The organism is Streptomyces sp. Rer75 (assembly GCF_013414305.1).
GTDB classification, from domain to species: Bacteria; Actinomycetota; Actinomycetes; order Streptomycetales; family Streptomycetaceae; genus Streptomyces; species Streptomyces himastatinicus.
Map to the genome: position 1 here is coordinate 5,564,735 of NZ_CP058693.1, position 22,792 is coordinate 5,587,526.

Below are 22,792 nucleotides of genomic sequence, written 5' to 3' on the forward strand. Positions count from 1 at the left end.
CAAGCCCTCTCTCATTTGCCGTCGTATGCAGAATCGACCCGGGAAGCGGAGGCCACCGCTTTCCCGGCTCATCCCTTACGCTGCCAGCCGGCGGTGGTACGTCAGTGGTATGGCCGTGGTACGGGGCCCGTTCCGGCGGGCCGCCGCCAATTCCCTGGCGAAAAGACAGGTCAGCGCGGGAAGGCGATAGCGGAATCGGTCCAGCGGATCCACGAGATGGAGCGCGGCGAGGCTTTCGAGGTCCCGGTACGCCTGCTGCCATTCCCCGCCCGTGTACGAGGCGGCCTCATCGACCGTCATATCCGGCATCGGATGGGTACCGAGCAGCTCGAACAGCGCCCGCGCCCCCGGTTCCAGGTGCAGCACGGAGCTGCGCCACGCCTCGCGCAGACCGGGGTCCTGGCCGTCGCCGGAGTCCAGCAGATCCAGCCGGAGGCGGTCGTCGCGCAGCAGGGCGGCGAGTTCGGCGGCCGGGGTGCCCGGACATCGCTGCGCGTACTCGGCCAGCAGCCGGACCGCGAGCGGCATCCCGCCGGTGAGCCGGGCGAGTTCGGCCGTAACGGCCCGGTCCGGGTCCGCCACGGCGTCCCCCAGCAGCTCGGCCACGGCCGCGTCGTCCAGCGGGCCGAGGCCGACCCGCCGCGCACCCCAGCGCACCACCAGACCGCGCAGCCGCCGCCTGCTGGTGACCACCACCAGACAGCTCTGCGCGGGCAGCAGTTCGGTGACCTGCTCGGCGTCGCGCGCGTTGTCCAACAGCACCAGCAGCCGCTTTCCGGCGGTACGGCTGCGGAAGAGCGCCGCCCGGTCGGCGGTGTCGTCCGGGATACCGGCGTCGGGCACACCGATGCCGCGCAGCAGCGAGGCCAGCGCGTCGTACGGCTCCACGGCGGGCCGCGCCTCGTAACCGCGCAGATCCAGGTAGAGCTGGCCGTCCGGGAAGTGGGCCGCGGCGCGGTGCGCCCAGTGCACGGCCAGCGCGCTCTTCCCCATCCCCGCGGCCCCCTCGATGACCACGGGCGGGACGGTGTCGGCCCCGGCGCGGAGGAGGGCGTCGAGCGTGGCGAGGGCGGACGCGCGCCCCGTGAAGCCGGGGACGTCCAGCGGGACCTGACGAGGCACCGCCGCACTGCCGCCGTCCTCCGCGGCACCGGCCGTCGTCTCCGTGGGGCGCTCCGGCTCGTCGTCGGTCAGCAGCCGCCGGTACAGCCGCTGGAGCCCGGCCCCCGGGCTGACGCCCAGTTCGTCGGCGAGCAGCACCCGGGCCCGCTCGTACTCCGCGAGCGCCTCCGGCCTGCGGCCCGCCCCGTCCAGCGCCCGCACCAGCTGCTCCCGGAAGCGCTCCTGCAAGGGGTGCTCCGCGATCAGCCGCCGTGCCTCGGTGATGACCCGCTCGTACTGCCCGGCGTGCGTCTCCAGCTCCATCAGCCGCTGTGTCGTCTGGACGCGTTCCTCCTCGACGGCGGCCGTCAGGTCGCCGCGCAGGGCGTCCGACTCGACGTCGCACAGCGCCTCGCCGCGCCACAGCCCGAGGGCCCGCCGGAGCAGTTCCGGCTCCCGCCCGGTGCCCCGGGCGCCCGCGGCCTCGGCCCGCAGCCGCCGGAAGAGGTGCAGGTCGACGGCATCGGCGTCGAGGTCGAGCTGGTAGCCGTTCGGCATCGACCGCACCGCGTACGCCTCATTGGCGTCCGTGTCCCCGAGGGTGCGGCGCAGCCGCCGCACGGTGCCGCGCAGGGTGGTGCGCGCGGACGGCGGCGGGTCCCCGTCCCACAGCGTGTCGATGAGGACGTCGGTGGAGACCGGACGCCCGCAGCGCACCGCGAGAGCGGCCAGCAACGTGCGCTGCTTGCCCGTCGGCACGAGCGGCCGTCCGTCGTCCGCCACCACCTCGAACGCGCCGAGCAGGTTGATCCGTATGGTGCTCATGAACGTGCTTCCCCCTGTGTTCCGAGCTGGGTTGACCAGCCCTGTTGACCGTAGGGAAGCGCGGTGGGAAGCACAGACGGCCGAACGACCGACAATCTCTCAGGACGGGCCGAGCTGGACCGTGGGGTGGGATCCGGTGTCCGTCAGGGAGCCGTTCTGGGAGCCGTGGAGGCGGGCGTAGGCGCCGCCCAGGGCGAGCAGTTCGTGGTGGGTGCCGGTCTCCACCAGGCGGCCGTGGTCGAGGACCAGGATGCGGTCGGCGTCCGGGGCCAGGTTGAGGTCGTGGGTGATCATGATCGTCGTACGGCCCGCCATCAGCCGCCGCAGCGGCCGGACCACGCGCCGTGCGGCCAGGGCGTCGAGTCCGGTGGTGGGTTCGTCGAGGACCAGGACGGGGGCGTTGCGCAGCATCGCCCGGGCGATGGCGATCCGCTGGAGCTGGCCGCCGGAGAGCTGGGCCGTGTGCGGGTCGATGCGGGTGTCGTACCCCTGGGGCAGGGCGCGGATGAACTCGTCGGCGGCCGCGTCCCGCGCCGCCCGGACGACGTCGTGGTCGCTCGCGCCCGGCCGCCCGCACGCGATGTTCTCGCGGATCGTGTCGTGCAGGATCAGCGTCTCCTGCGGCAGCAGGGTCACGTGGTCGCGCAGGAAGGTGAGCGGTACGGCGTGCAGCGGCACCCCGTCCAGCCGTACGTAGCCCTCGCCCGGGTCGTAGAAGCGCAGCAGCAGCTTGGAGACGGTCGACTTGCCCGCCCCGCTCGCCCCCGTGATCAGGACGAACTCACCCGGGCGGGCGGCCAGCGACACCCCGGCCAGGGTCGGCCGTTCGGCGCCCGGGTAGCGGAAGCCGACCCGGTCGAACTCGACCGTGCCGTGCACCCGCCACGGCTGGACGGCCGCTCCCGGCGCGGGATCGCGCACGGCGGGTTCGGCGTCGAGGACCTCCAGCAGCCGTTCGGCGCCCGCGGTCGCGGCGGTGAGGGTCAGGCCCAGCTGCCCGAGGTTGCGGATCGGCGGGTAGAGGTAGCCGAGGAAGGCGGCGAAGGCGAGCAGCTGGCCGATCGTCATCCGGCCCTGGGAGATCTCCCAGGCGCCGAGCCCGATGACGGCGAGTACGCACAGCGTCTCGATGACCTCCACCAGCTGCTCGTACAGCTCGCTCATGCGCGCCCCGGACACCGAGGCCCGCATCCACGCCCCGGCCTCCCGCCGCAGCCGGTCCTCCTCGGCGCCCTTGCGGTTGTACGCCTGGGTGAGCACGACGTTCGCGAGGGACTCCTCGACCACCGAGGTGATCGCGCCGTCGGCGACCCGCTCCTCCCGGGCGACCGACTTGATGCGGCCGGAGAAGCGCCGCGCGGCCAGCCAGAACAGCGGCGCCAGGACGAAGGTGGCCAGCGCCAGGTCCCAGCGCAGCGTGAACGCGGCGACCGAGAAGAAGACGGTGCTGAAGATCGCCGACACGGTGCCCACCACGCCGGACACCACCATCTGCTCGATGGCGTCGATGTCCCCGGTGAGACGCTCCAGCAGATCGCCCTGGCGGTGGCGGGAGAAGAAGTGCGGCGGCAGGTCCTGGACGTGCCCGAAGACCCGGGCCCGCAGCCGCATCACGAAGCGCTCGGCGGTCCAGACGGCGAGCGAGTTGCCTGCGTAGCCGACGCCCGCGCCCAGGACGGCGACCGCGAGCCACTGCGCCGCGGGGCTCCAGAACGCGCTGAGCGACCCCTGCCGCAGGGCGTTGTCGGTGAGGTCGGAGAAGAGCAGGATCGCGGCGGTCTCGGCGAGCGCCGCGGCGATGACGCAGACGCAGATCAGCACGATCCAGCGGCGATCGCCCTTGGTCAGCGGCCAGAACCGGCGGAACGCCAGCCGCGCCGGGAGCTGCGGAGCGGTCGGCTCCGCCTCCTCGCCGCCCTCCGTGATGACGGGGGCGTACGCGTACTCCTCGGGCAGCGGCTGCACCGCCCGCTGGTGGCGGCCGTACGGGCGGGGCCGCCCGGGGCGCCGGTGCCGACCGCGGCCGGTCGCGGGATCGGCCACGACCAGGCGCAGCTGCATGGTGGCCTGGTCGTCGTACGAGGGCGAGGACGACGGCGAGGACGACGGCGAGGATGAGGGCGGTGGCGGTGGTGAGGTCACGTGGGGTCTCCCGGGTCCGGAAACGGCCGAGGCGGGCCCGTGGCGCGATTGCCGCGGGCCCGCCTTTCAGGGGGCGGGTCAGCCGCCGATGGGGCGACGCGGCTGGCGCTGCTGCGGGGCCTTCGGGGCCGGCTTGGGGTGCTTCTTCTTCGCCGGGGCGGGCTTGCGGGCGGGCTTGACCGGGGCGATCTTCTTGAAGCTCATGATGTTTTCCTCTCGCTATGACGGCGATTCTTTTTCTTTTGTCTGGGCCGTTCGGCTTCGACACGGAAAACATTAGGAGGGCTATCCGTGAGTGAGTTCGGACTCGGCTGTGTGTTTGCCCAGAGCCGTCTGACGGATTTCTCAGGCGATCGCGGGAACCGCCGCGGACCCGTCTGCGTCCTGCGTGGGCGCGCCTGTTCAGGCATGACGAAGGGGCCGGTGGCGCCATGCCACCGGCCCCTTCGACGGGTCACCGCGCTATTTGAGAATCCTCATCTTTGCAGCGTGCGGCGCTTTATGGCCGCTTTATGGCCGCTTTCCGAAGCCCATTCGGGTGCCGGTGAGGTCGGCCACGATCCCGTCCGGCTCCACACCGATGTTCTGGATCTTGATGTCTTTGGCCTTCTCCGGCAGCTGGAAGGAGAGCGACAGCTTCTCCGACAGCTCCGGCAGCTTGTACTTGGTCAGCGCGGCGGCCACCGTCGGGTCGATGCCGAGCTTCTTGACCAGCTCGGGGTGCTCGTTCGTCACGTCGACGAGGTTGACCTTCGTCAGCGCGGGCACGAACGTCGGCGACCCGGTGATCTTGTCCAGCTGCCCGTCGTCCTGACGCGCCCGCCCGGCCGGTTCGGGAGCGATCCCCAGTCGCTCCGCCACCGACGGCACCTCCAGCAGCGCCCGCGCCTTCGCGGTGTCCTTGCTGATCTGCTGGGCCGCCTTGGGGTGCAGCCGCAGCCCGGCGTTCTTGCCCGGCCGGTAGGTGGCGATCCCGGGTATCTCCAGCCGCATGCCCGTCACCTCGGTGGAGATCCCCCGGTCTCCCTGGCGCTGTATGTGGGCCATCGCGTGCAGCGACACGTTCTGCCCGGCCACCGGCAGCTTGCCGTCCGCGCGCACCGAGTTGGGGCCGAACGCCCGGAACCGCACCTGGGAGGCGCCCAGTTCCCGGTCGAGGTCCTCGAAGGCCAGCAGCACGTCGCCCTTCATGCAGTCCACCACGGCGCCCTTGATGGAGGTGGGCAGATCGGCGTTCAGCCGGATGTCCTGGGCCTGGACGTTCACCTCGGCGAGCGAGACGCGGTCGGCCGCCACGTCGGGCACCGCCACGTCGACCTGCTTCAGCTTCTTGTCCACCACCTGGGTGAGGAACGGGAAGCCGTGGATGGTCACGTTGGGGGCGGTGGCCAGCTTGAGCTTCTTCTGTAGCGCGGCCTCCGCCTTGCGCTCCACGTACATCACGGCGCACCGGTCGGCCAGCACCGCCAGCGCCGCGAGCACCAGCACCCCGATGACCGCCTTCGCGGTGAGCGGCACCGCTTTGAAGCGCCCGCGGCCGCGCCGCCGGCCGCGCCGGGAGCGGCCGTGGTCGGGCGGCGACCACGGCTCGCCGTCCTCCCCGTTCACGCCGTCCTTGCCGCCGGCGGCCCCGAGGTCGGAGGTGTCGTCGTCGTCCGGCTTCAGCCCGAGGCCGAGCGGGTCGTCCGGGTCGTACGGATCGGCCAGCTCGGCGAGTTCCTCGTACGGGTTGCTGTACGGGGCGCTCGGCGCGTCGCGGTCCGCGTCGTGCGACGCGTCGTGCTGCGCGGCGGCGCCGTCCGCGTGGCGGTGCGCGGCGTCGTCCGCGTCGTGCTGCGCGGCGCCGCGCGAGTCGTCGGGGTGCGAGCCGCGGTGCGAATTGTGGGGACGAGGTGAAGATATGCGTGTGGGGGATCGCATCATCCAATACCACCACGCCACACTGCTCCACCCGCAAGTCCTAGCGGCGATACGTGGCGAACGGCACGCTCACGCAACGGAATCCGCCGTGCCGTCCGCCCCCGTCCCCGCCCCCGTTCACCGCCCGCCGCGCGAAACCGCCCGTGCCTCGGTGACGGTGACGCACCGCCCGTTCATCTCCTGTCCATCCAGCTGGGCCATGGCCTTCTCGGCGTCCATGTCCGCCATCTCCACGAACCCGAACCCCCGTGAGCGCCCGGTGTCCCGGTCGGTGATGACGGTCGCGTCCATCACCGCCCCGAACTGCGCGAACAGCTTCTCCAGGTCGTCCTTCGTGGTCTGGTAGCTCAGATTGCCCACGTGCAGCCGCTTCGACATGACCCGCTCTCCCTGCCTGCTCCGGGACGCCGTCAAGGTGGCGCCAATCGGGTCAATCGTCGCAGCGAGGGAGGAAGCGGGCCATTGCGATTGGGCTGAACGGTGACCCGGCCGGGCTCAGTGCAGGGTCTGGAGCTGGTCGGCGGCGAACGGGACGAGCGCCTCCGTGTCCCCGCTGAGCACCTTCCGGACCCACTCCGGGTCGGCGATCAGGGCGCGGCCGATCGCGATGAGGTCGAACTCGTCCCGCTCCAGACGGTCCAGCAGCTTCTCGATGTTGGCCGCCACCCCGACCCGGGTCCCGCTCCGGAACGCCGAGGGATCGAACTCCTTGTCCAGGCCGACAGAGCCGACGCTGATGGTGGCCTTGCCGGTGAGCTTCTTCGTCCAGCCCGCCAGGTTCAGATCCGAGCCCTCGAACTCCGGCAGCCAGTACCGGCGGGTGGAGGAGTGGAAGGCGTCCACCCCGGCCTCCGCGAGCGGGGTGAGGATCGCCTCCAGCTCTTGCGGGGTCGTGGCGAGCTTCGCGTCGTAGTTGGTCGACTTCCACTGCGAGGTGCGGAAGACGATCGGGAAGTCTGCGGAGACGGCCTTGCGGCACGCGGCCACGATCTCGGCGGCGAAGCGGGTACGGGCGACCGGGTCGCCGCCGTAGCCATCGGTGCGCTGGTTGGTGCGCTCCCACAGGAACGCGTCGATCAGATAGCCATGGGCGCCGTGCAGTTCGATCCCGTCGAAGCCGGTCCGCTCAGCGGCCGCCGCGGCGTCGGCGAAGGCGGCGATCACCGCGTCCAGGTCGTCCTGGGTCATGGCCCGGCCCGCGGGGTTGCCGTCAAGGCCGATGCCCGACGGGCCGACCGTCGGGGCGTCGGGGACCGGTCCCGAGCCCTCGGCGCGCGTCACCCCGACGTGCCAGAGCTGCGGCATGATCCGGCCGCCGGCCTGGTGCACCTCCGCCACCACGTTCTTCCAGCCCGCCAGGGCGTCCTCCCCGTGGAAGCGCGGCACCCGGTCGCTGTCCCCCGCCGAGTCGTGGCCGACGTACGTCCCCTCGGTGATGACCAGCCCGACCCCACCGGCCGCCCGGCGCGCGTAGTACTGCGCCACATCGGCGCCGGGGACGCCGCCCGGCGAGAACTGGCGCGTCATCGGCGCCATGGCGATCCGGTTCGGCACGGTGAGCCCGCCCAGGGTGAACGGGCGGGACAGGATCTGAGCCGCGCGGTCGGCGGCAGCGCTGCTGGCAGGCACGTGAAGGCTCCTCGAAGCAGATGATGTTTCGCGGAGCTAAGCTAAAACCTGACGTTGACGTCAGGGGCAAATGTCGCAGGGAGGAGACCTGAGTGCGCATCGGTGAACTCGCCGCGCAGGCAGGAGTGAGCGTACGGGCGCTGCGCTACTACGAGGAGCAGCGCCTGCTCCACCCGGAGCGCAGCGCCAGCGGCCAGCGGCACTACCCCGAGAGCGCGGTCGACCGCGTCCATCTGATCCAGCAGCTGTACGCGGCGGGGCTGTCGAGCCGGACCATCGTGCAGCTGATGCCGTGCGTCGACACCGGTGAGGCGACCCCGGCGATGCTGGAACTGCTGCTCGCCGAGCGCGACCGCATCGAACGTCAGATGGGCGAGCTGGCCGAGGCCCGCGACCGGCTCGACACCGTGATCGCCTCCACGAAGGTGAGCACCTGCGTGCACCAGCCGCCCCGGCACCAGCCGCCGCGGCACCAACCGCCCCGGCTCACAGCGGCAGCGGCCGGTCCACGACGACGTCCTTCATGACGAGGGTGGAGCTGAGGCGCTGCACGCCGGGGAGCGTGGCGAGGCGGTCGTCGTACAGCTCCTGAAAGGCGGGCAGGTCGCGGGTGACCACGCGCAACAGATAGTCGGGGTCGCCGAAGAGCCGCTGCGCCTGGAGGACGTTGGGGATGGCGGCGACGGCCTGCTCGAAGGCGGCGACGGTGTCCCGGGACGCGTCGTGCATCGTGATGAAGACGAGGGCGTCGAAGGTGAGGCCGAGGGCGTGCGCGTCGAGGTGCGCGCGATAGCCGCTGATCGCGCCGGAGCGCTCCAGGGCGCGCAGCCTCCGGTGGCACGGCGAGAGGCTGAGGCGCACGCGCTCGGCGAGCTCCGTGACGGTGAGGCGCCCGTCCTTCTGGAGCTCGGCAAGGATTTTCCGGTCCACGTCATCCATGAGGAAGATTCTCCCTCACCCTTACGGTGGTCTCGTCAACGCCTGCCAAGGAGAAACCCGTTGGACAGCTACTTCGAGCGCACCGCCGAACACCGCTTCAAGCCCACCGGCCACGTAGGCGGCGCATGGGCCTCCGACGAACAGCACTTCAGCCCGCTCGGCGGCCTGATCGTGCACGCCATCGACCGCCACCTGGCCGGGCGTCCGGAGACCGGCATGGTCCTGAGCCGCATCAGCTTCGACATCCTCGGGCGCCTCGCCCTCGACGAGTGCGAGGTCCGGGTGGAGACCCTCCGGCCCGGCCGCACCATCGAACTCGTCGAAGCCACCGTGCTCATAGCGGACCGCGCGGTGGTCCGGGCCCGCGCCTGGCTCCTGACCACGCTGGACACCGGCGCCGTCGCGGGCGGCGGCCCCGACCGGCTCACCCCGCCCGACGCGCTCGCGCCCTGGGCCATGTCCACCGTCTGGCCCGGCGGGTTCATCGCCTCCCTGGACGTCCGGCCGCTCGCCCCGCCGCAGCCCGGCCGCGCCACCGTCTGGGTCTCCACCGGGACGGACCTCGTCGCCGGGGAGACCGCGACCCCGCTGGCGTCCTACGTCGCCCTGGTCGACACCGCCAACGGCATCGCCGTCCGCCAGCCGCCCACCGCCTGGATGTTCCCCAACGTGGACCTGACCCTCCACCTCCACCGGCAGCCCGAGGGCCGCTGGACCGGACTCGACACCAGCGTCGCCTTCGGCCCGACCGGCCAGGGCATCACCAGCACCGTCCTGCACGACCTCGACGGACCCGTGGGTCACGCACAGCAGATCCTCACGGTCCGCCCCCAGCCCGGTGAAGCGCCTTGACCATCATCTGCTCCCCGGTCACGCCGTCGGACGACAGATACACGAACCCGTTGCGCCGGTAGAGGGCGATGGCCGCGTCGTTGCCCGGGAGCACGCCGAGCGTCAGCGTCGTACCGCCCGAACGGCGCGCCCATCCCTCGACCGCCCCGATCAGCCGGTCACCGACCCCGTGGCCGCGCGCCTCGGCGCCGACCCACACCGACCGCAGCTCCCGCACCCCGCCCTCGCCGGGCACCCCGCCCGCCACGCCCACGGCCCGGCCGTCCCGGAGGGCGACGACGTGGAACGCGCCCGGCATCTCCAGACGGGCCCGCCACCGTTCCTCCCCGCCCCGGTGCCAGTCGGCGAGCGTGGTCTTGAACGCGTGGGGCGCGTCGGTCAGCGCGGCGAGCCGTACCTCCCGCCACAGCGGCCAGTCCCCGGGCGTGAGGACCCGCAGGTTCACCACTTCGTCGCCCGGAGCGAGTACATCAGCGGCAGGCGGGGGTGCCCCTCGGGGAAGCGGAAGACGGGCTGCTCGGCGGGACCGGTCCGCTCCAGCACCGGATAGCGCTGGAAGAGCGTGGTGTCGTGCTCGTGCAGGAACTCGATCCGCAGCCCCGCCCGCGCGAGGGCCGTCACCACGGCCCCCAGCGGGTGCTGCCACTGTACGGAGACGGTGTGGGCGAGCGGAGGCCCATCGGTGTACGTGTGCGGCTCGTCCCACGTCTCGCCCTGATCGTCGAAGTAGTCCACCTCGACGCTCTTCCCGTCGTCCCCCAGCACCTCGGTGAACGGATGGAACTCGGCGAGGTACAGCACCCCGCCGTCGTGCAGCAGCTCGGCCACCACGCGCGCCCAGCGCGGGATGTCGGGCAGCCAGCACAGCGCGCCGAGCCCGGTGTACACGACGTCGAACCGCTCGCCGCCGAGCGCCGCGGGCGCGTCGTACACGTCCGCCGCGACGAACCGCGCCCGGTCGCTGCCGAGCCCGACGTCCGCGGCCAGCCCGCGCGCGGTGCGGATGGCCGCCTCGGAGAAGTCCAGCCCGGTGACGTGCGCCGCCCCGCGGCGCGCCCAGGACAGCGTGTCCTGCCCCATGTGGCACTGAAGGTGGACGAGCCGCTTGCCCTGGACGTCCCCGAGTTCGTCCAGCTCGAAGCCGCGCAGGGTGCAGGCGCCGCCGCGGAACCCCGGCAGATCGTAGAAGTCGCTGCGGGCGTGGACCCGGACCCGGTCGTCCCAGTTCGCGCGGTTGTGACGCAGCCAGTCGTCGTCCGTCATGGCCGGGACGCTAGTGGGTGCGCCTTCCGGTGCTCATCCGGTTTTCGTCGACCTCGTTGTTCACGGCGACGCCCGGGAGCGCGTCCGGGTTGGCGACGGGCACGTTGACGGTGACGGTCTCCAGATCGGGGAGGACGGCGAGCGGGGACAGATCGATGGGCTCGGCGGATCCGTAGGTGAACACGAGGTTCAGATGACGGAGCCGGGGGCACGCGGCGGCGAGCCAGGCGGTGTCGATCGTCTCTCCCAGGACACGGAGGTCCAGCCAGGTGATCTCAGGGGGGAAGCAGAACGACAGCGGGTACTCACCGAAGGTGATCTTCAGCTGGTCCAGGGTCCCCAGTTTGTCCAGGCCCCCGGGGAAGGGCATCACTCTGGGCAGGTCGTAGACCAGGGTGCGGAGGGGGAGTTCGGAGAGCGGGGTCAGGTCGCGGGCTTCGGGGCAGCCGTTCAGATACAGCGTGTCGAGGTGCGTCAGATAGCTGATGGCGCCGAGGTCGGCGACCACGTCGTTGCGCTCCAGCCGCAGCCGGGTGACCTCCTCACCACGGAGGTGGTCCCTGAGATCGTCCTCGGTGAAGTCGCCGCGCAGGATCAGATCCGGACGTGGCCCGGTCTCCTGGAGCAGGCGCAGGTGCTCCATGGACTCGGCCACGAAGTACAGGTCCTCCCGGTCGAGGCGCAGGATCACCTCGGTGAAGTAGCGCTCGGTGTCGAACCGTCCCCAGCTGGAGGCCAGCTGCGCGCGCACGGCGATCGCGGGGTGGTCGGCGAATCGGGCCAGGTACGGGATGGCCGCGTCCACGGGGATGCGTGAGGCCGTCACGACGCAGCATTCCGCCTGCTGGTCGGTCAGGTCCCCGGGCGGCGGCAGGAGTTCCAGGACGAGAGGGCCCACCGTGGCGAGTTCCCGGGCCCGTCGGACGTCCAGGGGCGGGATGAACTCCATGGCGTGCCGGGTGACCTCTTCACGTATCTCCGGATCCAGGTCCGGTGCGTGGTCGAGGCAGGCCATGGCCAGAAGGAACAGCCGTAGCGAGGACTGGGAATTCTTGCGGGCCAGCTCCAGCAGCTTGCCCAGCAGCTCGGCCCGTTCGCGCGGGCGGGCGTGGGCGACGGCCATGCGGAGGACGTCTTCCCACTGGGAGTCGTGGGCGTTCTTGACCAGCAGGCCCACGTCCCACGCCTCCACCGCCGCCTTCGCGCCCAGGTAGTCCTGGAAGGTGCGGTGGACGAACTCCACGGTGCCCGCCGAAGGCTCCCGCAGCAGCCCGCTGCGCAGCAGCAGATGGCTGAGGATGCCGGGGGCGTCGCCCAGCTCCCGCACGGCCGGGACGGACGGCAGGGCCTCGGCGACGATGCGTTCGGCCCGGTCGCGGTCGAGTTCGGCCTCGCCGTTGCGGATCAGGTAGTAGGCGAGCCGCTGGAGGAGCTGGATCTGCGGCTCCTCCTCCAACTGGATGTCGCCGGGCGCGTAGATGTGGCGTTCGGTGTCGCGGCGGGTGAGGAGCATGGAGAGCGCCGCGTCGTAGAGGGCCTTGCGGCCGGGCGGGAGGTAGCCGCGGCGGGCGCGGTGGAGGGCGCAGATGAGGCCGCACATCAGGGGGTTGGTGGCGAGCCGGCTGAGGTCCTGCTTGGTGCGGACGGCCGTGTGGAGGGCGCTCTGGTACGCGTCGAGGGCCGCGCGCTCGTCGTCCGTACGACACGTCTGGCGCGCCGCTTCGTGCCAGCGGTCGATGAAGGCGGCCATGTCGTCGCGGCTCATGGGGGACAGCGCGAACTCGCTGAAGTCCTGGGCGGCCAGCCAGTCGTCGGCGACGGCGGAGGGGCGGGAGGTGACGAGCCACAGGTTGCCGGGGTAGGCGAGGAGCAGGTCGGCCAGCCAGGCGCGGGTGCGCTCCCGGTCGCGTTCGGGGATCTCGTCGATGCCGTCGATCAGCAGCAGCCCGCGTCCGGCGGTGAGGACGCGGTCGGCCCAGCCGGTGGGCTGGGCGGCGTCCAGGGGGTTGTGGACGGCGGCGAGGAAGCGGGCGGGGGAGGGCAGGGCGTCCTGGCGGGCGATGGTGCGCAGGGGGAGGACGAAGGGGACGCGGCCGATCAGCTGCTCCAGCCCGCGCGGCGGCTCCTGCCGGGCGGCGGAGACGGCGAGCCACTGGACGAGGGTCGTCTTGCCGGAGCCCGCGACCCCGCGCAGCAGGACGCGCTCGTGGCCGGAGAGGGCCCGGTCGGCGGGGAGGGCGGTGAGGGGGGCGCCGTCGAGGCCGGGGGAAGGCTCATCCTGGGAGACCGCCTCCAGGCTGAGGTACGCGGCGTCCAGCGGCCAGGTGGCCTCGGAGTGGCTGAGGTCGATGCCGACGATGGTCAGCGTGTCGTGTTTCTTGGCCGTGTAGTCGGCGTACCGGCGCTCGAACGCGGCGTCCTGCGCGGACTGGGACGGGAGCCGCTCGATCAGGATGTCGATCTTGGTGATGAGTTCGGTGAGCTGACCGCTCTGCTCGACCAGGGTGCGGGCGACGAAGGTCGAGCGCTGGGTGAAGAAGTGCAGGATGTGCAGGCAGGCGGTGTCGAGGAGGTTGCGGTAGAGCCGGGACGCGTTCAGCGAGAGCTGGGCGTCGGGAAGCTCGGCCTTGTAGTGGAGATCCTTGGCCAGCACCCGGTGGCCGAACCGCACGGCCTGTACGTCGTCCATGGTCAGGTCGCCCAGTGAGTGCAGCGACCTGGCCAGCGCGTCGGTCAGCGGCTCGGCCTCGTCGGCGGGGATCGGCCGCTCGCCCGGACCCGCCCCCGCCATGGCACGTTCGACGAGTTCGGCGGCGAGCTTGCGCAGGTCCTTGTCGGTCAGCGTGCGCTTCTCGCCGCGGAAGGAGACGAGGGAGGAGATGCGGACGGGCCGGTCCACCAGCCCGGCGCCCGGCCCCTCCTGCACGAACAGCTTCTTGACGAGCGGTGCGACGGCGCTGGACGCGAGGCGCGCGCCGATGACTGCGGGATCCACGTCCCATTCCCCCCGGTAGTGGTGCCTCCTGGCCGGACAGCATACCGGCGGGGCAGGGACTTTGGTCCCGAAATGGACACCCGGAAGTCCTTGCGAAAGGGGCGCGGATCGCGCCGCGCGGTGATATGCGGCACAGCGCATCCGGGACCTACTACGGGAAATAGGAATCGCGGCGCGACGGGACGAACCACGAGGTCAGGGGGTATGGAATTCCCCACCGGAAAGGGGTCCGGAGGTGCGTGAACTACGGAACCGCTTAGTAGAGACGCATCTTGGCCATATCGCGCGAACGGGATAACAAGGGGCGTCGTCTTCACGCATTCCCGGAGGTAGTCCCCTATGGCCCCGCGCGCCACCACCCGTCGTTATCCGCATTCGCATTCGTCCCTCGCGCGGGCCCGCGCCGCCGTGATCGCCGTGGGCGTGGGCGCCTCGCTCGCGCTCGGCGCCGGCGCGACGTTCGCCGCGGACGCGACGGCCGCCAGCACCCCCGCGAAGGTCGCCGAGGCCAAGAAGAAGGCCGACACCTGGGAGAGCCCGGTCGCCAAGTACGCCCTGGGCGCCGCCTTCGGCCTGGCGGGCAACCTGTGGTCGCACAACCACAGCGGTCAGGACTTCGTGGTGCCCACCGGCACCCCGGTGCGGGCCGTGCACACCGGCGTCGTCGTGAAGGCGGGCCCGAACGGCGCCGGGGACGGCTCCGCGTACGGCAACGCCATCGTGATCAAGCACGACAACGGCACGTACTCGCAGTCCGCGCACCTCTCCCGGATCGACGTGCGGATAGGCCAGAGCGTGACCACCGGCCAGCAGATCGGGCTGTCCGGCAGCACCGGCAACTCGACCGGCCCGCACCTGCACTTCGAGATCCGTACGACGCCGAACTACGGCTCGGCCGTGGAGCCGCTGCCCTTCCTGCGGCAGCACGGCGTCAAGATCTGACCCCCGGGTCGAAATCCGGCCGGTGACGCCCCGTCTCCCTCGGGCGTCACCGGTCGCCCAGGCGCTCCGCTGGCGCGTGTGCCTGGGTCAGCAGGTCGAGGGCGACTTCGAGGACGGCTTGCCGCTTCTCCTCGGGGTCGCCCTCGATCGTCTGCATCGCGAAGACCCCCGCGTGCATGCTGAAGAGCGCGGTCGTGCAGCGGACCTGGTCGGTCAGTCCGGCGTCGGGGTCGCGGATGAGGCCGGACATCGCGATCATCCGGTCCTTGAAGAACTGGCCGATGCTCAGCTCGCGCACCGTCGCCTGGTTCTCCTGCATGAAGCGCAGCAGCGGTTCGACGTCGGCCAGGGCCGCGCTGTAGCGGCGCAGCAGCTCCTGCTTGGTCTCCAGGGTGCGGGGCTGCCCCTCGCCCCAGGCGATCAGCTCGTCGAGCGGCTCGCTCAGGTCCCGGAAGAGGCTGAGGACGATGTCTTCCTTGGTCTTGAAGTGGTAGTAGAGCGCGGCCTTGGTGACGTCGAGATGTTCGGCGATCTCGCGCAGCGAGGTCTTCTCGTACCCCTGCTTGGCGAAGAGGTCCAGGGCCACGTCCTGGATGCGCTGACGGGTGTCGCCCCGGCGCGGTGTGCTGCCCAAGATGCTCTCCTGTGGGGGTGGGGGCCAGCCCTCTGAGCAGGCCGAACAAAACTTACTTGACGCCCGGCTAGTAGACGTCTTACCGTTCCCACTGTACTCAACTAGCCGGGCGGCAAGTAAGTGGCGCGTCACCGGAGCTCGTCGTAACCAGGGGGAGTGGAGATCATGTCCCAGAAGAAGCAAGAAGGTGAAGCGCCACCCGCTTCCCTGCCCGCACAGGGCGCCGCCCGGCCCGCTCCGGGCAAGCAGGGCAAGGAGCCGAAGACCCACAGCACCAGCGTGGTGATCCTGGCCCTCATGATCGCGATGCTGCTCGCGATGCTCGACAACATGATCGTCGGCACCGCGATGCCGACCATCGTCGGTGAGCTGGGCGGGCTCGAGCACCTCTCGTGGGTGGTGACCGCGTACACCCTGGCGACCGCCGCCTCGACCCCCATCTGGGGCAAGCTCGGCGACATGTACGGCCGCAAGGGCATCTTCCTCTCCTCCATCGCCCTCTTCCTCGTCGGCTCGGCCCTGTCCGGCATGGCTCAGACGATGGGTCAGCTCATCGGCTTCCGGGCCCTCCAGGGCCTGGGCGCGGGCGGTCTGATGGTCGGCGTGATGGCGATCATCGGCGATCTGGTCCCGCCGCGGGAGCGCGGTCGCTACCAGGGCATGATGGCCGGTGTGATGGCCGTGGCCATGATCGGTGGCCCGCTGGTCGGCGGCACCCTCACCGACCACCTCGGCTGGCGCTGGATCTTCTACATCAACATCCCGCTCGGCGCGATCGCCCTCTTCGCGATCAGCGCGGTGCTGCACCTGCCCAAGAAGCGCTACGAGGGACGGATCGACTACACCGGCGCTGTCCTGCTGACCGTGGGCATCACCGCCCTCGTGCTGCTCACCACCTGGGGCGGCAACGAGTACGCCTGGGACTCGGCCCAGATCTTCGGGCTCGGCGCGATCGGCGTCGTGGCGCTCGTGGCGTTCGTGTTCGTCGAGAAGCGGGTCGCCGAACCCGTGCTGCCGCTGCACATCTTCCGGATCGGCAACTTCTCGCTGGTCACGGTCATCGGCTTCCTCACCGGTTTCGTGATGTTCGGCTCGATGACCTTCCTGCCGCTCTTCCAGCAGACCGTCCAGGGCGCCAGCGCCACCAACTCCGGGCTGCTGCTGCTCCCGATGCTGCTCGGCATGATGGTCGTCTCGCTGGTCGCGGGCCGGGTCACCACCCAGACCGGCAAGTACAAGATCTTCCCGATCCTCGGCGGCGTCCTGATCACCACGGGCATGTTCCTGCTGGCGCAGATGGACACCGAGACCACGCGCACCACCTCCGGCATCTACATGACGGTGCTCGGCGCGGGCATGGGCTTCCTCATGCAGACGACCATGCTGATCGCGCAGAACAGCGTCGAGATGAAGGACATGGGCGTCGGCAGCTCCTCCGCCACCCTCTTCCGCACCCTGGGCGGCTCCTTCGGCGTCGCGATCCTCGGTGCCCTGTTCACCAACCAGGTGAACGACACCATGGCCGAGCGGGGCGGCGCGAAGGCGGCGGCTGCCACCTCCGGCAGCGCCCAGCTCGACCCGGAGAGCATCAAGCACCTGCCCCCGCCCATCAAGGACGCCTACACCCACGCCGTGGCCAGCGGCGCGCACCAGGTGTTCCTGTGGGGCGCGGTGATCAGCATCGTCGGCTTCCTCGCGGCCTGGTTCATCAAGGAGGTCCCGCTGCGCGCCGCCCCCAAGTCCGACGACGGCGAGACCCCGGCCGATGTGACGCCGGTGGCCGAACCTGTCTGACGCGTAACGGAACCCGAGCCGCCCGTCCCTCCCCGAGGGCGGGCGGCTCGCGTACGTCGTCAGTCCGGTTCAGTCCGGTTCAGTCCGGTTCAGTCCGGTTCAGTCCGGGACCTCGATGACGGGGAAGCTGCCGGTGTTGGTGGGCGCCGACTCCGGCAGCCAGAGCACCGCCACCGCGCCGTCCTCGCCCTCCACCGCCGGGTCCGCGTTACGGAACGTCAGCCGCGCACCCAGCACCCGGGCCTGGCCCGCGGCGATGGTCAGGCCCAGCCCGTGGCCCTTGCCCGCCCGGTCCTTGCTGCCGGTGCGGAACCGGCTCGGCCCGTCCTTCAGCAGCGACTCCGGGAAGCCGGGCCCGTGGTCGCGGACCCGCAGCACCCGGCCCTCCACGGTGACCTCGAACGGCGGCTTGCCGTGCCGCGCGGCGTTGGCCAGCAGATTGCCCAGGATGCGTTCCAGCCGCCGGGGATCGGTGGAGACGTGGGCGTCCCGGGCCACCACCGTGACCACGGCGTCCGGGGACACCACGCGCACCCGGCGGGTGATGAACTCGGCGAGGTCGATCTCCTGGAGTTCGGCCCGCTCGGCGAAGCCGTCCAGCCGGGCCACCTCCAGCACGTCCTCCACCAGCGTGCGCATCGCCTGCGCCCGGTCCCGCACCAGCTCGGTGGGGCGGCCCGGGGGCAGCAGCTCGGCGGCGGTGAGCAGCCCGGTGACCGGGGTGCGCAGCTCGTGCGCGATGTCGGCGGTGACCCGGCGCTCCGCCTCCAGCCGCTCCTGGAGCGCCTCGGCCATGCCGTCGACGGCGCGCGCCAGGTCGTCGGTCTCGTCGCGCACCCGGCCGCCGATGGCGTCCCGTACCCGCACCTCGGAGTCGCCCTCGGCGAGCTTGCGGGCCGCGGTGGCGGCCTTGCGCAGCCGCCGCGAGAGCTGGTCGCCGATGAGCACGCCGAGCGCGATCCCGCCCAGCACCACCGAGACCGAGCCCAGGATCAGCACCCGGTCCAGGTCGTCCAGGACGGCGAAGCGGTCCTGGAAGCGGGTGTGGACCGACAGCACCTTGCCGTCGCGCAGCGGCACCGACGCCCACACCTCGGGACTGCCGGTGCCGGAGTCCTCCAGATAGGTGGCGCGCTGCCCGCGCGCCGCGAACTTCCGCAGGTCCTCGGGCAGCCGCGCGTCGTCCAGCTTGGCGCCGAAGCCCAGCACCCGGGACTCCTCGTACCACTTCTGGGCGACCTTCACCCGCTCGTCCATCACCGTGCGGCTGTTGTCGAGCATGGAGACCCGGGCCGCGTTGTGGACGACGAGGCTCAGCGCGACCGCGACCAGCGCGCTCACCGCGGCGATCGCCAGGCTGACCTTCCAGCGCAGTCCGGAGCGGAGCGCGAGTCTCACCATGGTCCTGCTTCAGCCCCTGAGCTTGTAGCCGAAGCCGCGGACCGTCTCGATGCGGTCCTGGCCTATCTTGCCGCGCAGCCGCTGGACGTGGACGTCCACGACCCGGGTGTCCCCGCCCCAGCCGTACTCCCACACCCGCTCCAGCAGCCGGTCGCGGGAGAGCACGGTGCCGGGCGCGGCCGAGAACTCCAGCAGCAGCCGCATCTCGGTCGGCGTCAGCGCGACCTGCTCACCGGCCTTGCGGACCTCCATGCCCTCCGGGTCCACCTCCAGGTCGCCGAAGCGCAGCACCCCGCCCTCGGGCTCCTCGGGGCCCGGCTGCTCGCCGCCGCGGCCTCCGGGGCCGCTGGCGTGGCCGAAGCGGCGCAGCACGGCCCGGATGCGGGCGACCAGCACGGCGCCGTCGAAGGGCTTGGTGACGTAGTCGTCGGCCCCGGCCTCCAGGCCCAGCACCACGTCGATCGAGTCGGCGCGGGCCGACAGCATGATCACGGGCACGGTGGACTCGTCGCGGATCCGGCGGCACAGGCTGACCCCGTCCAGGCCCGGAACCATCACGTCGAGCAGGGCGATGTCGGGCCGGTCGGCCCGGAACCGCTCCAGCCCGGTCAGCCCGTCGGGCGCGGCGGTCACCAGGAAGCCGTCGCGCTCCAGGGCGAGCTGGGTGGCCTCGCGGATGACGTCGTCGTCTTCGACGAAGAGCACATGGGTTTCGGCCACAGCCTCGGTTCAGCCTTCCGTTCCGTCGTCCTCGCCGCCGTCCCTCGTGGCGGCGCTGGGGGCGGGGTCGTCCGTGGGGCTGCTCTTGCTGTAGTCGGTGTGCCGCTGCCGGACCACGGTGAACGCCTGCCTGCTTGCCGCCCAACGGTAGGTGATGACGTCCTCGCGCGAGGGACAGCAGACGCTGTCCCCCGAGGCGTACGAGAGCTTGGTGACGCTCAGATCGCCCTTGACGACGTCGGCGTAGACCGGCGGCTGCTCGTCCGTGAAGACGTTCTCGTACCGCTGTCCCACCTTGCGGTACACATACGAGCCGATGCCGAAGCCGTCATCGCAGCTCGTGACGTTGATGACGAGATCGGACGCGGTGGGTCCGGTCAGCTTCCCCCGGGACACCTCCACCGGGTAGCCCTTGACCGGCTGTTCCTTCGCGGCCGTCGCCGTGCACGGCTGGAGGTGCGACTTCAGGTCCTGGCCGACCTTCGGGTCCTCCTTGATCAGCCGCACCGCGTCGGCCTTCTGCACGGCCGACGGCTTGGTCGTCGAGCCGCTCGCGTACGAGCCCTTGTCCTGCGCGGAGGGCGAGGTCCACTGGGTGCGTGCGGGGCCCTCCGTCCGCACGCCCTGGCTGCCGGCGCTGCATCCGGCCAGCATCCAGCCCCCGGCTGCCGCGAGGCCCACGACCGCGCCGCCGGTGATCATGGCAGTCCTGCCAGGAGTGGCCTTGATCAGGCCGCGCACCGTTCCTGCCCCCGCTCCTGGCGGTCACGCCGGACCTGGTTCCCCGCCCGGAGCGGCTTCGCGACGGCGGGCTCGCCCGCCGGCTCGCGGCCGAGCGCGCGGGCATCCAGCTCGCGGCTCTCCAGCTCCTGCCGCAGCCGCGCGAGCGCCCGGTGCAGCGTGCTCTTGACCGTGCCGGTCGACATACCGAGCGCCTCCGCCGTCTCCTCCGTCGTCATCTGCTCCCAGTGTCGCAGCACCACGACACTGCGCTGCTTGGGAGCCAGCACTCCGAGGATGTCCATCAGCAGGGCCCGGTCGGCGTGCTGCTCGGTGCCGTCCTCGACGCTGGCCTCCGGCAGCTGCTCGGTGGGCACCTCGTCCAGCTTGCGGGCGCGCCACCACTCGGTACGGGTGTTGATCATGACGCGGCGGAGATACGCGTCGGCGAGGGACTTGTCGGCTATCCCGTCCCAGCGGCCGTAGGTGCGCACGAGCGCGGTCTGGAGGAGGTCCTGTGCCTCGATCGGGTCCGGAACCAGCCGACGGGCGCTGCGCAGCAGCGCGTCCTGCCGGTTGCGCACGTACTCCTCGAAGTCCAGAACCTCGCCGCTGCTGCCGTTCATCGTGCAGCCCTCCATCCCGCTGTCTTCCCCACGTTGAATGCCTGCCGTTCGGCCGGCACGGGAAGGACGCTACGGAGGCGCTGTTGCGGCACCATGTGCGTCAGCACGTCGGCGAACGCACAGCTACCCATAGGTTGTGTAACAGCGGAACCCGGTTCGACTGAGTGTCAGAACCGGGTCCTGGCAGTGTCACAGCTCTGTCACAGGATGCCTGGTGGGGCCGTGAAACCGGGGTGTGGCAGGGGCGTTCGGATCAGGTCAGCGGCAGCCGGTAGAGGCCGCCCGCGAGCGGTTCGACGAGACCGTCGGAGACCAGCCCGTCGAGCGCCCGGGCCCGCTGCACCGGCTCGTTCCACACCTGGTCCAGCGCCGCCTGCGGCACCGGCGCGACCGCCTCCCGCAACACCGCCAGCAGCTTGCCCCGCACCTGACGGTCCGTACCCGCGTACGTCTGGCCGCGCCGCGGCGGGCCGTCGTGCTCCGGCGAACCGGCCCCGCGCCAGGCGCAGGACCCCGCGATGGGGCAGCGCGCGCAGTCGGGGGTGCGGGCCGTGCAGACCAGGGCGCCCAGCTCCATCGTGGCCGCCGCCCAGCGCGCCGCCGTCCGCTCGTCGTCCGGCAGCAGGGCGCGGGCCAGCTTGCGCTCGGCGGCGGTGGTGGCGTTCGGCGGGTACTGGACGCCGCCGACCGCCCGCGCGAACACCCGGCGGACGTTGGTGTCCAGCACCGCGTGACGCTGTCCGTACGCGAACGAGGCCACGGCCGCCGCCGTGTACTCGCCGACCCCCGGCAGCGCGAGCAGCTGCGCATGGTCCTCCGGTACGTCACCGCCGTGCCGCTCCCTTATGGCCGCCGCGGCGCCGTGCAGCCGCAGCGCACGGCGCGGATAGCCGAGCCGCCCCCAGGCGCGGACCGCCTCACCGGGCGGCTCGGCGGCCAGGTCGGCGGGGCGCGGCCAGCGGGCGAGCCACTGCTCGTACACCGGCAGCACACGGCTCACCGGCGTCTGCTGGAGCATGAACTCGCTCACCATCACACCCCACGCTCCGGCCTCCGGGCGGCGCCAGGGGAGGTCGCGGGCGTGGGCGTCGAACCAGTCGATGACGGGCCGGTGGAGCTCGGCACCGTCGGGGGTCGGGGTTGCGGCGGCCGGGGCGGCGGAAATGGCAGTCATCACATCCGATCCTGACACGACGGAACGCCCTATGGGGGCCGAGGGCGCGGGCGTTCGGGTCGAGCCGGGGCAGATCCGAGCGAAACGGTGCAATTCAGGTGAGGTTGCGCGGTCGGCGGCCGGGAACGCCCGCGCCGTTGTCGCCCAGGTGGCCGATCCGGTCGGATGATGAGAAAAGTAGGGAGCTCGGCGGCGGTTATTGGCGGGTCATGGCGTCGATCTCCCATAGAGTTTCCGCGTGGGATCTCTGCGCAATCCGATCGGGCCGCTTCCCTCCTCCATCTACTGGCGGCGGAGGGCTGTTGCGCTGGCCCTGCTCGCACTCATCGTGCTCCTCGTCATCTGGGCCTTCGGCTGGGGTGGTTCGGGCGGCGGCGGAAGAGACGAGGGCAAGGGGCCGGGCGGCGGCGGACCCGCGCGTACGATCACCCCCGGACCGACCACCTCCGGGCCGGTGAACAGCGAACGCCCCGGTGGGCGCGACGAGTCGGACACCGGCGGCACGGGCCCCGGCTCGGGTTCCGGCTCCGGCTCCGATGACTCCGGCGGCGACGGTGGCACGGGCACCGGGTCCGGCGGTGCGGCGGACGGCGGCGCCCCGGGCGGCACCGGCGGCACCGGCGACGGACTCGGCGAGGGCGACGGCCAGGGGCTGCCCGTGGGGTCGAGCCTGCCGGAGTGCAAGCGCGGCGACATCGACCTGACGGTGCGCAGCGTCAAGGATGCGAAGGTGAAGAACACGTACGAGCCGGATGAGAAGCCGACGTTCGAAATCACCGTGAAGAACTCCTCGAACAGCTCCTGCGCGGTGGACTTCGGCCGGGCGGCCGCCTCGCTGACCATCACGGACGCGGACAACGAGCACGTCTGGGCCTCGGACGACTGCCCCGAGGGCACCGCCGCCGCCCTGATCGAGGTGCCCGCCTCCGGCGAGACCAAGCGCACCGTGGAATGGGACCGCAACCGCACCGCCGCCCACTGCGCGAAGCCGGCCGGCAGCAAGACCGCCGCGCCCGGCACCTACCTGGTCGAGGCGAAGCTGGACGGCCTGGGCACGGCCAAGGTGTCGTTCGTCCTCGCCAAGGACTAGTTGCAGCAGAGGGCCGGATCCGCGG

Annotated in this window: 21 protein-coding genes; 5 read left to right on the plus strand and 16 right to left on the minus strand. The window is 71.6% G+C overall.

Going from position 1 to position 22,792, the window contains the following annotated elements; all coding sequences use genetic code 11:
- Nucleotides 1-75: 75 nt before the first annotated feature.
- The 6 genes from HYQ63_RS23825 to HYQ63_RS23845 form a co-directional block, all read right to left on the minus strand.
- Nucleotides 76-1,926 carry a BTAD domain-containing putative transcriptional regulator gene (locus HYQ63_RS23825; protein ID WP_179935781.1) on the minus strand — a complete coding sequence of 617 codons (1,851 nt, stop codon included), beginning with the start codon at nt 1,924-1,926 and terminating at the stop codon, nt 76-78.
- Between the two features lie 99 nt (nt 1,927-2,025).
- Entirely contained in the window at nt 2,026-3,987 is a 1,962-nt protein-coding gene (locus HYQ63_RS23830) for an ABC transporter ATP-binding protein (protein ID WP_179940433.1), read from the minus strand.
- Nucleotides 3,988-4,146: 159 nt separating this feature from the next.
- Nucleotides 4,147-4,272 (minus strand): hypothetical protein, encoded by a 126-nt coding sequence (locus tag HYQ63_RS44870; protein ID WP_257232042.1) that lies wholly within the window; start codon nt 4,270-4,272, stop codon nt 4,147-4,149.
- Between the two features lie 306 nt (nt 4,273-4,578).
- Nucleotides 4,579-5,991 carry a DUF2993 domain-containing protein gene (locus tag HYQ63_RS23835; protein WP_257232043.1) on the minus strand — a complete coding sequence of 471 codons (1,413 nt, stop codon included), beginning with the start codon at nt 5,989-5,991 and terminating at the stop codon, nt 4,579-4,581.
- Between the two features lie 114 nt (nt 5,992-6,105).
- Nucleotides 6,106-6,366 (minus strand): RNA-binding protein, encoded by a 261-nt coding sequence (locus tag HYQ63_RS23840; protein WP_179935782.1) that lies wholly within the window; start codon nt 6,364-6,366, stop codon nt 6,106-6,108.
- Nucleotides 6,367-6,483: 117 nt separating this feature from the next.
- Nucleotides 6,484-7,617, minus strand: a complete 1,134-nt coding sequence (locus HYQ63_RS23845) for an NADH:flavin oxidoreductase (protein WP_179935783.1) — start codon at nt 7,615-7,617, stop codon at nt 6,484-6,486.
- A gap of 92 nt (nt 7,618-7,709) precedes the next feature.
- Between HYQ63_RS23845 and HYQ63_RS23850 the strand changes: the two genes are divergently transcribed.
- The gene (locus HYQ63_RS23850) at nt 7,710-8,144 is read left to right on the plus strand and encodes a MerR family transcriptional regulator (protein WP_179935784.1); all 435 of its coding nucleotides are present in this window, start codon (nt 7,710-7,712) and stop codon (nt 8,142-8,144) included.
- Here HYQ63_RS23850 and HYQ63_RS23855 read toward each other — a convergent pair.
- On the minus strand, nt 8,104-8,556 hold the full coding sequence (locus HYQ63_RS23855; protein ID WP_179935785.1) for an Lrp/AsnC family transcriptional regulator: 453 nt from the start codon (nt 8,554-8,556) through the stop codon (nt 8,104-8,106). The genes HYQ63_RS23850 and HYQ63_RS23855 overlap by 41 nt on opposite strands.
- Before the next feature lie 60 nt (nt 8,557-8,616).
- Between HYQ63_RS23855 and HYQ63_RS23860 the strand changes: the two genes are divergently transcribed.
- Complete coding sequence (locus tag HYQ63_RS23860) at nt 8,617-9,408, plus strand: thioesterase family protein (RefSeq protein ID WP_373689135.1); 792 nt, start codon at nt 8,617-8,619, stop codon at nt 9,406-9,408.
- On the opposite strand, the gene HYQ63_RS23865 is transcribed toward HYQ63_RS23860, so the two are convergent.
- The 3 genes from HYQ63_RS23865 to HYQ63_RS23875 are packed head-to-tail and all read right to left on the minus strand — an operon-like array spanning nt 9,374 to nt 13,666.
- A complete protein-coding gene (locus HYQ63_RS23865; protein ID WP_179935786.1) occupies nt 9,374-9,856 on the minus strand; it encodes a GNAT family N-acetyltransferase in 483 nt (160 codons plus the stop codon). The two genes, HYQ63_RS23860 and HYQ63_RS23865, sit on opposite strands and share 35 nt — an antisense overlap.
- Nucleotides 9,850-10,671 carry a class I SAM-dependent methyltransferase gene (locus tag HYQ63_RS23870; RefSeq protein ID WP_179935787.1) on the minus strand — a complete coding sequence of 274 codons (822 nt, stop codon included), beginning with the start codon at nt 10,669-10,671 and terminating at the stop codon, nt 9,850-9,852. The genes HYQ63_RS23865 and HYQ63_RS23870 overlap by 7 nt, the downstream gene beginning before the upstream one ends.
- Before the next feature lie 10 nt (nt 10,672-10,681).
- The gene (locus HYQ63_RS23875; protein WP_179935788.1) at nt 10,682-13,666 is read right to left on the minus strand and encodes an NACHT domain-containing NTPase; all 2,985 of its coding nucleotides are present in this window, start codon (nt 13,664-13,666) and stop codon (nt 10,682-10,684) included.
- A 339-nt stretch (nt 13,667-14,005) separates the two neighbouring features.
- Between HYQ63_RS23875 and HYQ63_RS23880 the strand changes: the two genes are divergently transcribed.
- Nucleotides 14,006-14,608, plus strand: coding sequence for a M23 family metallopeptidase (locus tag HYQ63_RS23880; protein WP_179935789.1), 603 nt, complete (start codon nt 14,006-14,008; stop codon nt 14,606-14,608).
- A gap of 46 nt (nt 14,609-14,654) precedes the next feature.
- Here the strand turns inward: HYQ63_RS23880 and HYQ63_RS23885 are convergent, their stop codons facing one another.
- Nucleotides 14,655-15,242 (minus strand): TetR/AcrR family transcriptional regulator, encoded by a 588-nt coding sequence (locus HYQ63_RS23885; RefSeq protein WP_179935790.1) that lies wholly within the window; start codon nt 15,240-15,242, stop codon nt 14,655-14,657.
- 165 nt (nt 15,243-15,407) lie between these two features.
- On the opposite strand from HYQ63_RS23885, the gene HYQ63_RS23890 reads away from it, so the two are divergent.
- Entirely contained in the window at nt 15,408-17,036 is a 1,629-nt protein-coding gene (locus HYQ63_RS23890; protein WP_257232044.1) for an MDR family MFS transporter, read from the plus strand.
- 99 nt (nt 17,037-17,135) lie between these two features.
- Here HYQ63_RS23890 and cseC read toward each other — a convergent pair whose 3' ends face one another.
- From cseC to HYQ63_RS23915, 5 genes are all read right to left on the minus strand, one after another.
- Nucleotides 17,136-18,437: a two-component system sensor histidine kinase CseC gene (gene cseC / locus HYQ63_RS23895; protein ID WP_179935791.1), complete on the minus strand. Its 1,302-nt coding sequence runs from the start codon at nt 18,435-18,437 to the stop codon at nt 17,136-17,138.
- 9 nt (nt 18,438-18,446) lie between these two features.
- On the minus strand, nt 18,447-19,157 hold the full coding sequence (gene cseB, locus HYQ63_RS23900) for a two-component system response regulator CseB (protein WP_179935792.1): 711 nt from the start codon (nt 19,155-19,157) through the stop codon (nt 18,447-18,449).
- Between the two features lie 9 nt (nt 19,158-19,166).
- Nucleotides 19,167-19,898: a hypothetical protein gene (locus HYQ63_RS23905; protein ID WP_179935793.1), complete on the minus strand. Its 732-nt coding sequence runs from the start codon at nt 19,896-19,898 to the stop codon at nt 19,167-19,169.
- The gene (locus tag HYQ63_RS23910) at nt 19,886-20,503 is read right to left on the minus strand and encodes a SigE family RNA polymerase sigma factor (RefSeq protein WP_179935794.1); all 618 of its coding nucleotides are present in this window, start codon (nt 20,501-20,503) and stop codon (nt 19,886-19,888) included. Before HYQ63_RS23910 ends, HYQ63_RS23905 begins: the two co-directional genes overlap by 13 nt.
- A gap of 253 nt (nt 20,504-20,756) precedes the next feature.
- Nucleotides 20,757-21,677 (minus strand): A/G-specific adenine glycosylase, encoded by a 921-nt coding sequence (locus HYQ63_RS23915; RefSeq protein WP_257232045.1) that lies wholly within the window; start codon nt 21,675-21,677, stop codon nt 20,757-20,759.
- 238 nt (nt 21,678-21,915) lie between these two features.
- Here HYQ63_RS23915 and HYQ63_RS23920 point away from each other — a divergent pair, with 238 nt between their 5' ends.
- Nucleotides 21,916-22,767, plus strand: a complete 852-nt coding sequence (locus HYQ63_RS23920; protein ID WP_179935795.1) for a hypothetical protein — start codon at nt 21,916-21,918, stop codon at nt 22,765-22,767.
- Nucleotides 22,768-22,792: the final 25 nt, after the last annotated feature.

Bases quoted from the DNA above. Each gene is read 5' to 3' on its own strand.
- HYQ63_RS23825 (WP_179935781.1), bottom strand. From the start codon at position 1,926: ATGAGCACCATACGGATCAACCTGCTCGGCGCGTTCGAGGTGGTGGCG.
- HYQ63_RS23830 (WP_179940433.1), bottom strand. From the start codon at position 3,987: ATGCAGCTGCGCCTGGTCGTGGCCGATCCCGCGACCGGCCGCGGTCGG.
- HYQ63_RS44870 (WP_257232042.1), bottom strand. From the start codon at position 4,272: ATGAGCTTCAAGAAGATCGCCCCGGTCAAGCCCGCCCGCAAGCCCGCC.
- HYQ63_RS23835 (WP_257232043.1), bottom strand. From the start codon at position 5,991: ATGATGCGATCCCCCACACGCATATCTTCACCTCGTCCCCACAATTCG.
- HYQ63_RS23840 (WP_179935782.1), bottom strand. From the start codon at position 6,366: ATGTCGAAGCGGCTGCACGTGGGCAATCTGAGCTACCAGACCACGAAG.
- HYQ63_RS23855 (WP_179935785.1), bottom strand. From the start codon at position 8,556: ATGGATGACGTGGACCGGAAAATCCTTGCCGAGCTCCAGAAGGACGGG.
- HYQ63_RS23870 (WP_179935787.1), bottom strand. From the start codon at position 10,671: ATGACGGACGACGACTGGCTGCGTCACAACCGCGCGAACTGGGACGAC.
- HYQ63_RS23880 (WP_179935789.1), top strand. From the start codon at position 14,006: ATGGCCCCGCGCGCCACCACCCGTCGTTATCCGCATTCGCATTCGTCC.
- HYQ63_RS23890 (WP_257232044.1), top strand. From the start codon at position 15,408: ATGTCCCAGAAGAAGCAAGAAGGTGAAGCGCCACCCGCTTCCCTGCCC.
- cseC (WP_179935791.1), bottom strand. From the start codon at position 18,437: ATGGTGAGACTCGCGCTCCGCTCCGGACTGCGCTGGAAGGTCAGCCTG.
- HYQ63_RS23910 (WP_179935794.1), bottom strand. From the start codon at position 20,503: ATGAACGGCAGCAGCGGCGAGGTTCTGGACTTCGAGGAGTACGTGCGC.
- HYQ63_RS23915 (WP_257232045.1), bottom strand. From the start codon at position 21,677: ATGACTGCCATTTCCGCCGCCCCGGCCGCCGCAACCCCGACCCCCGAC.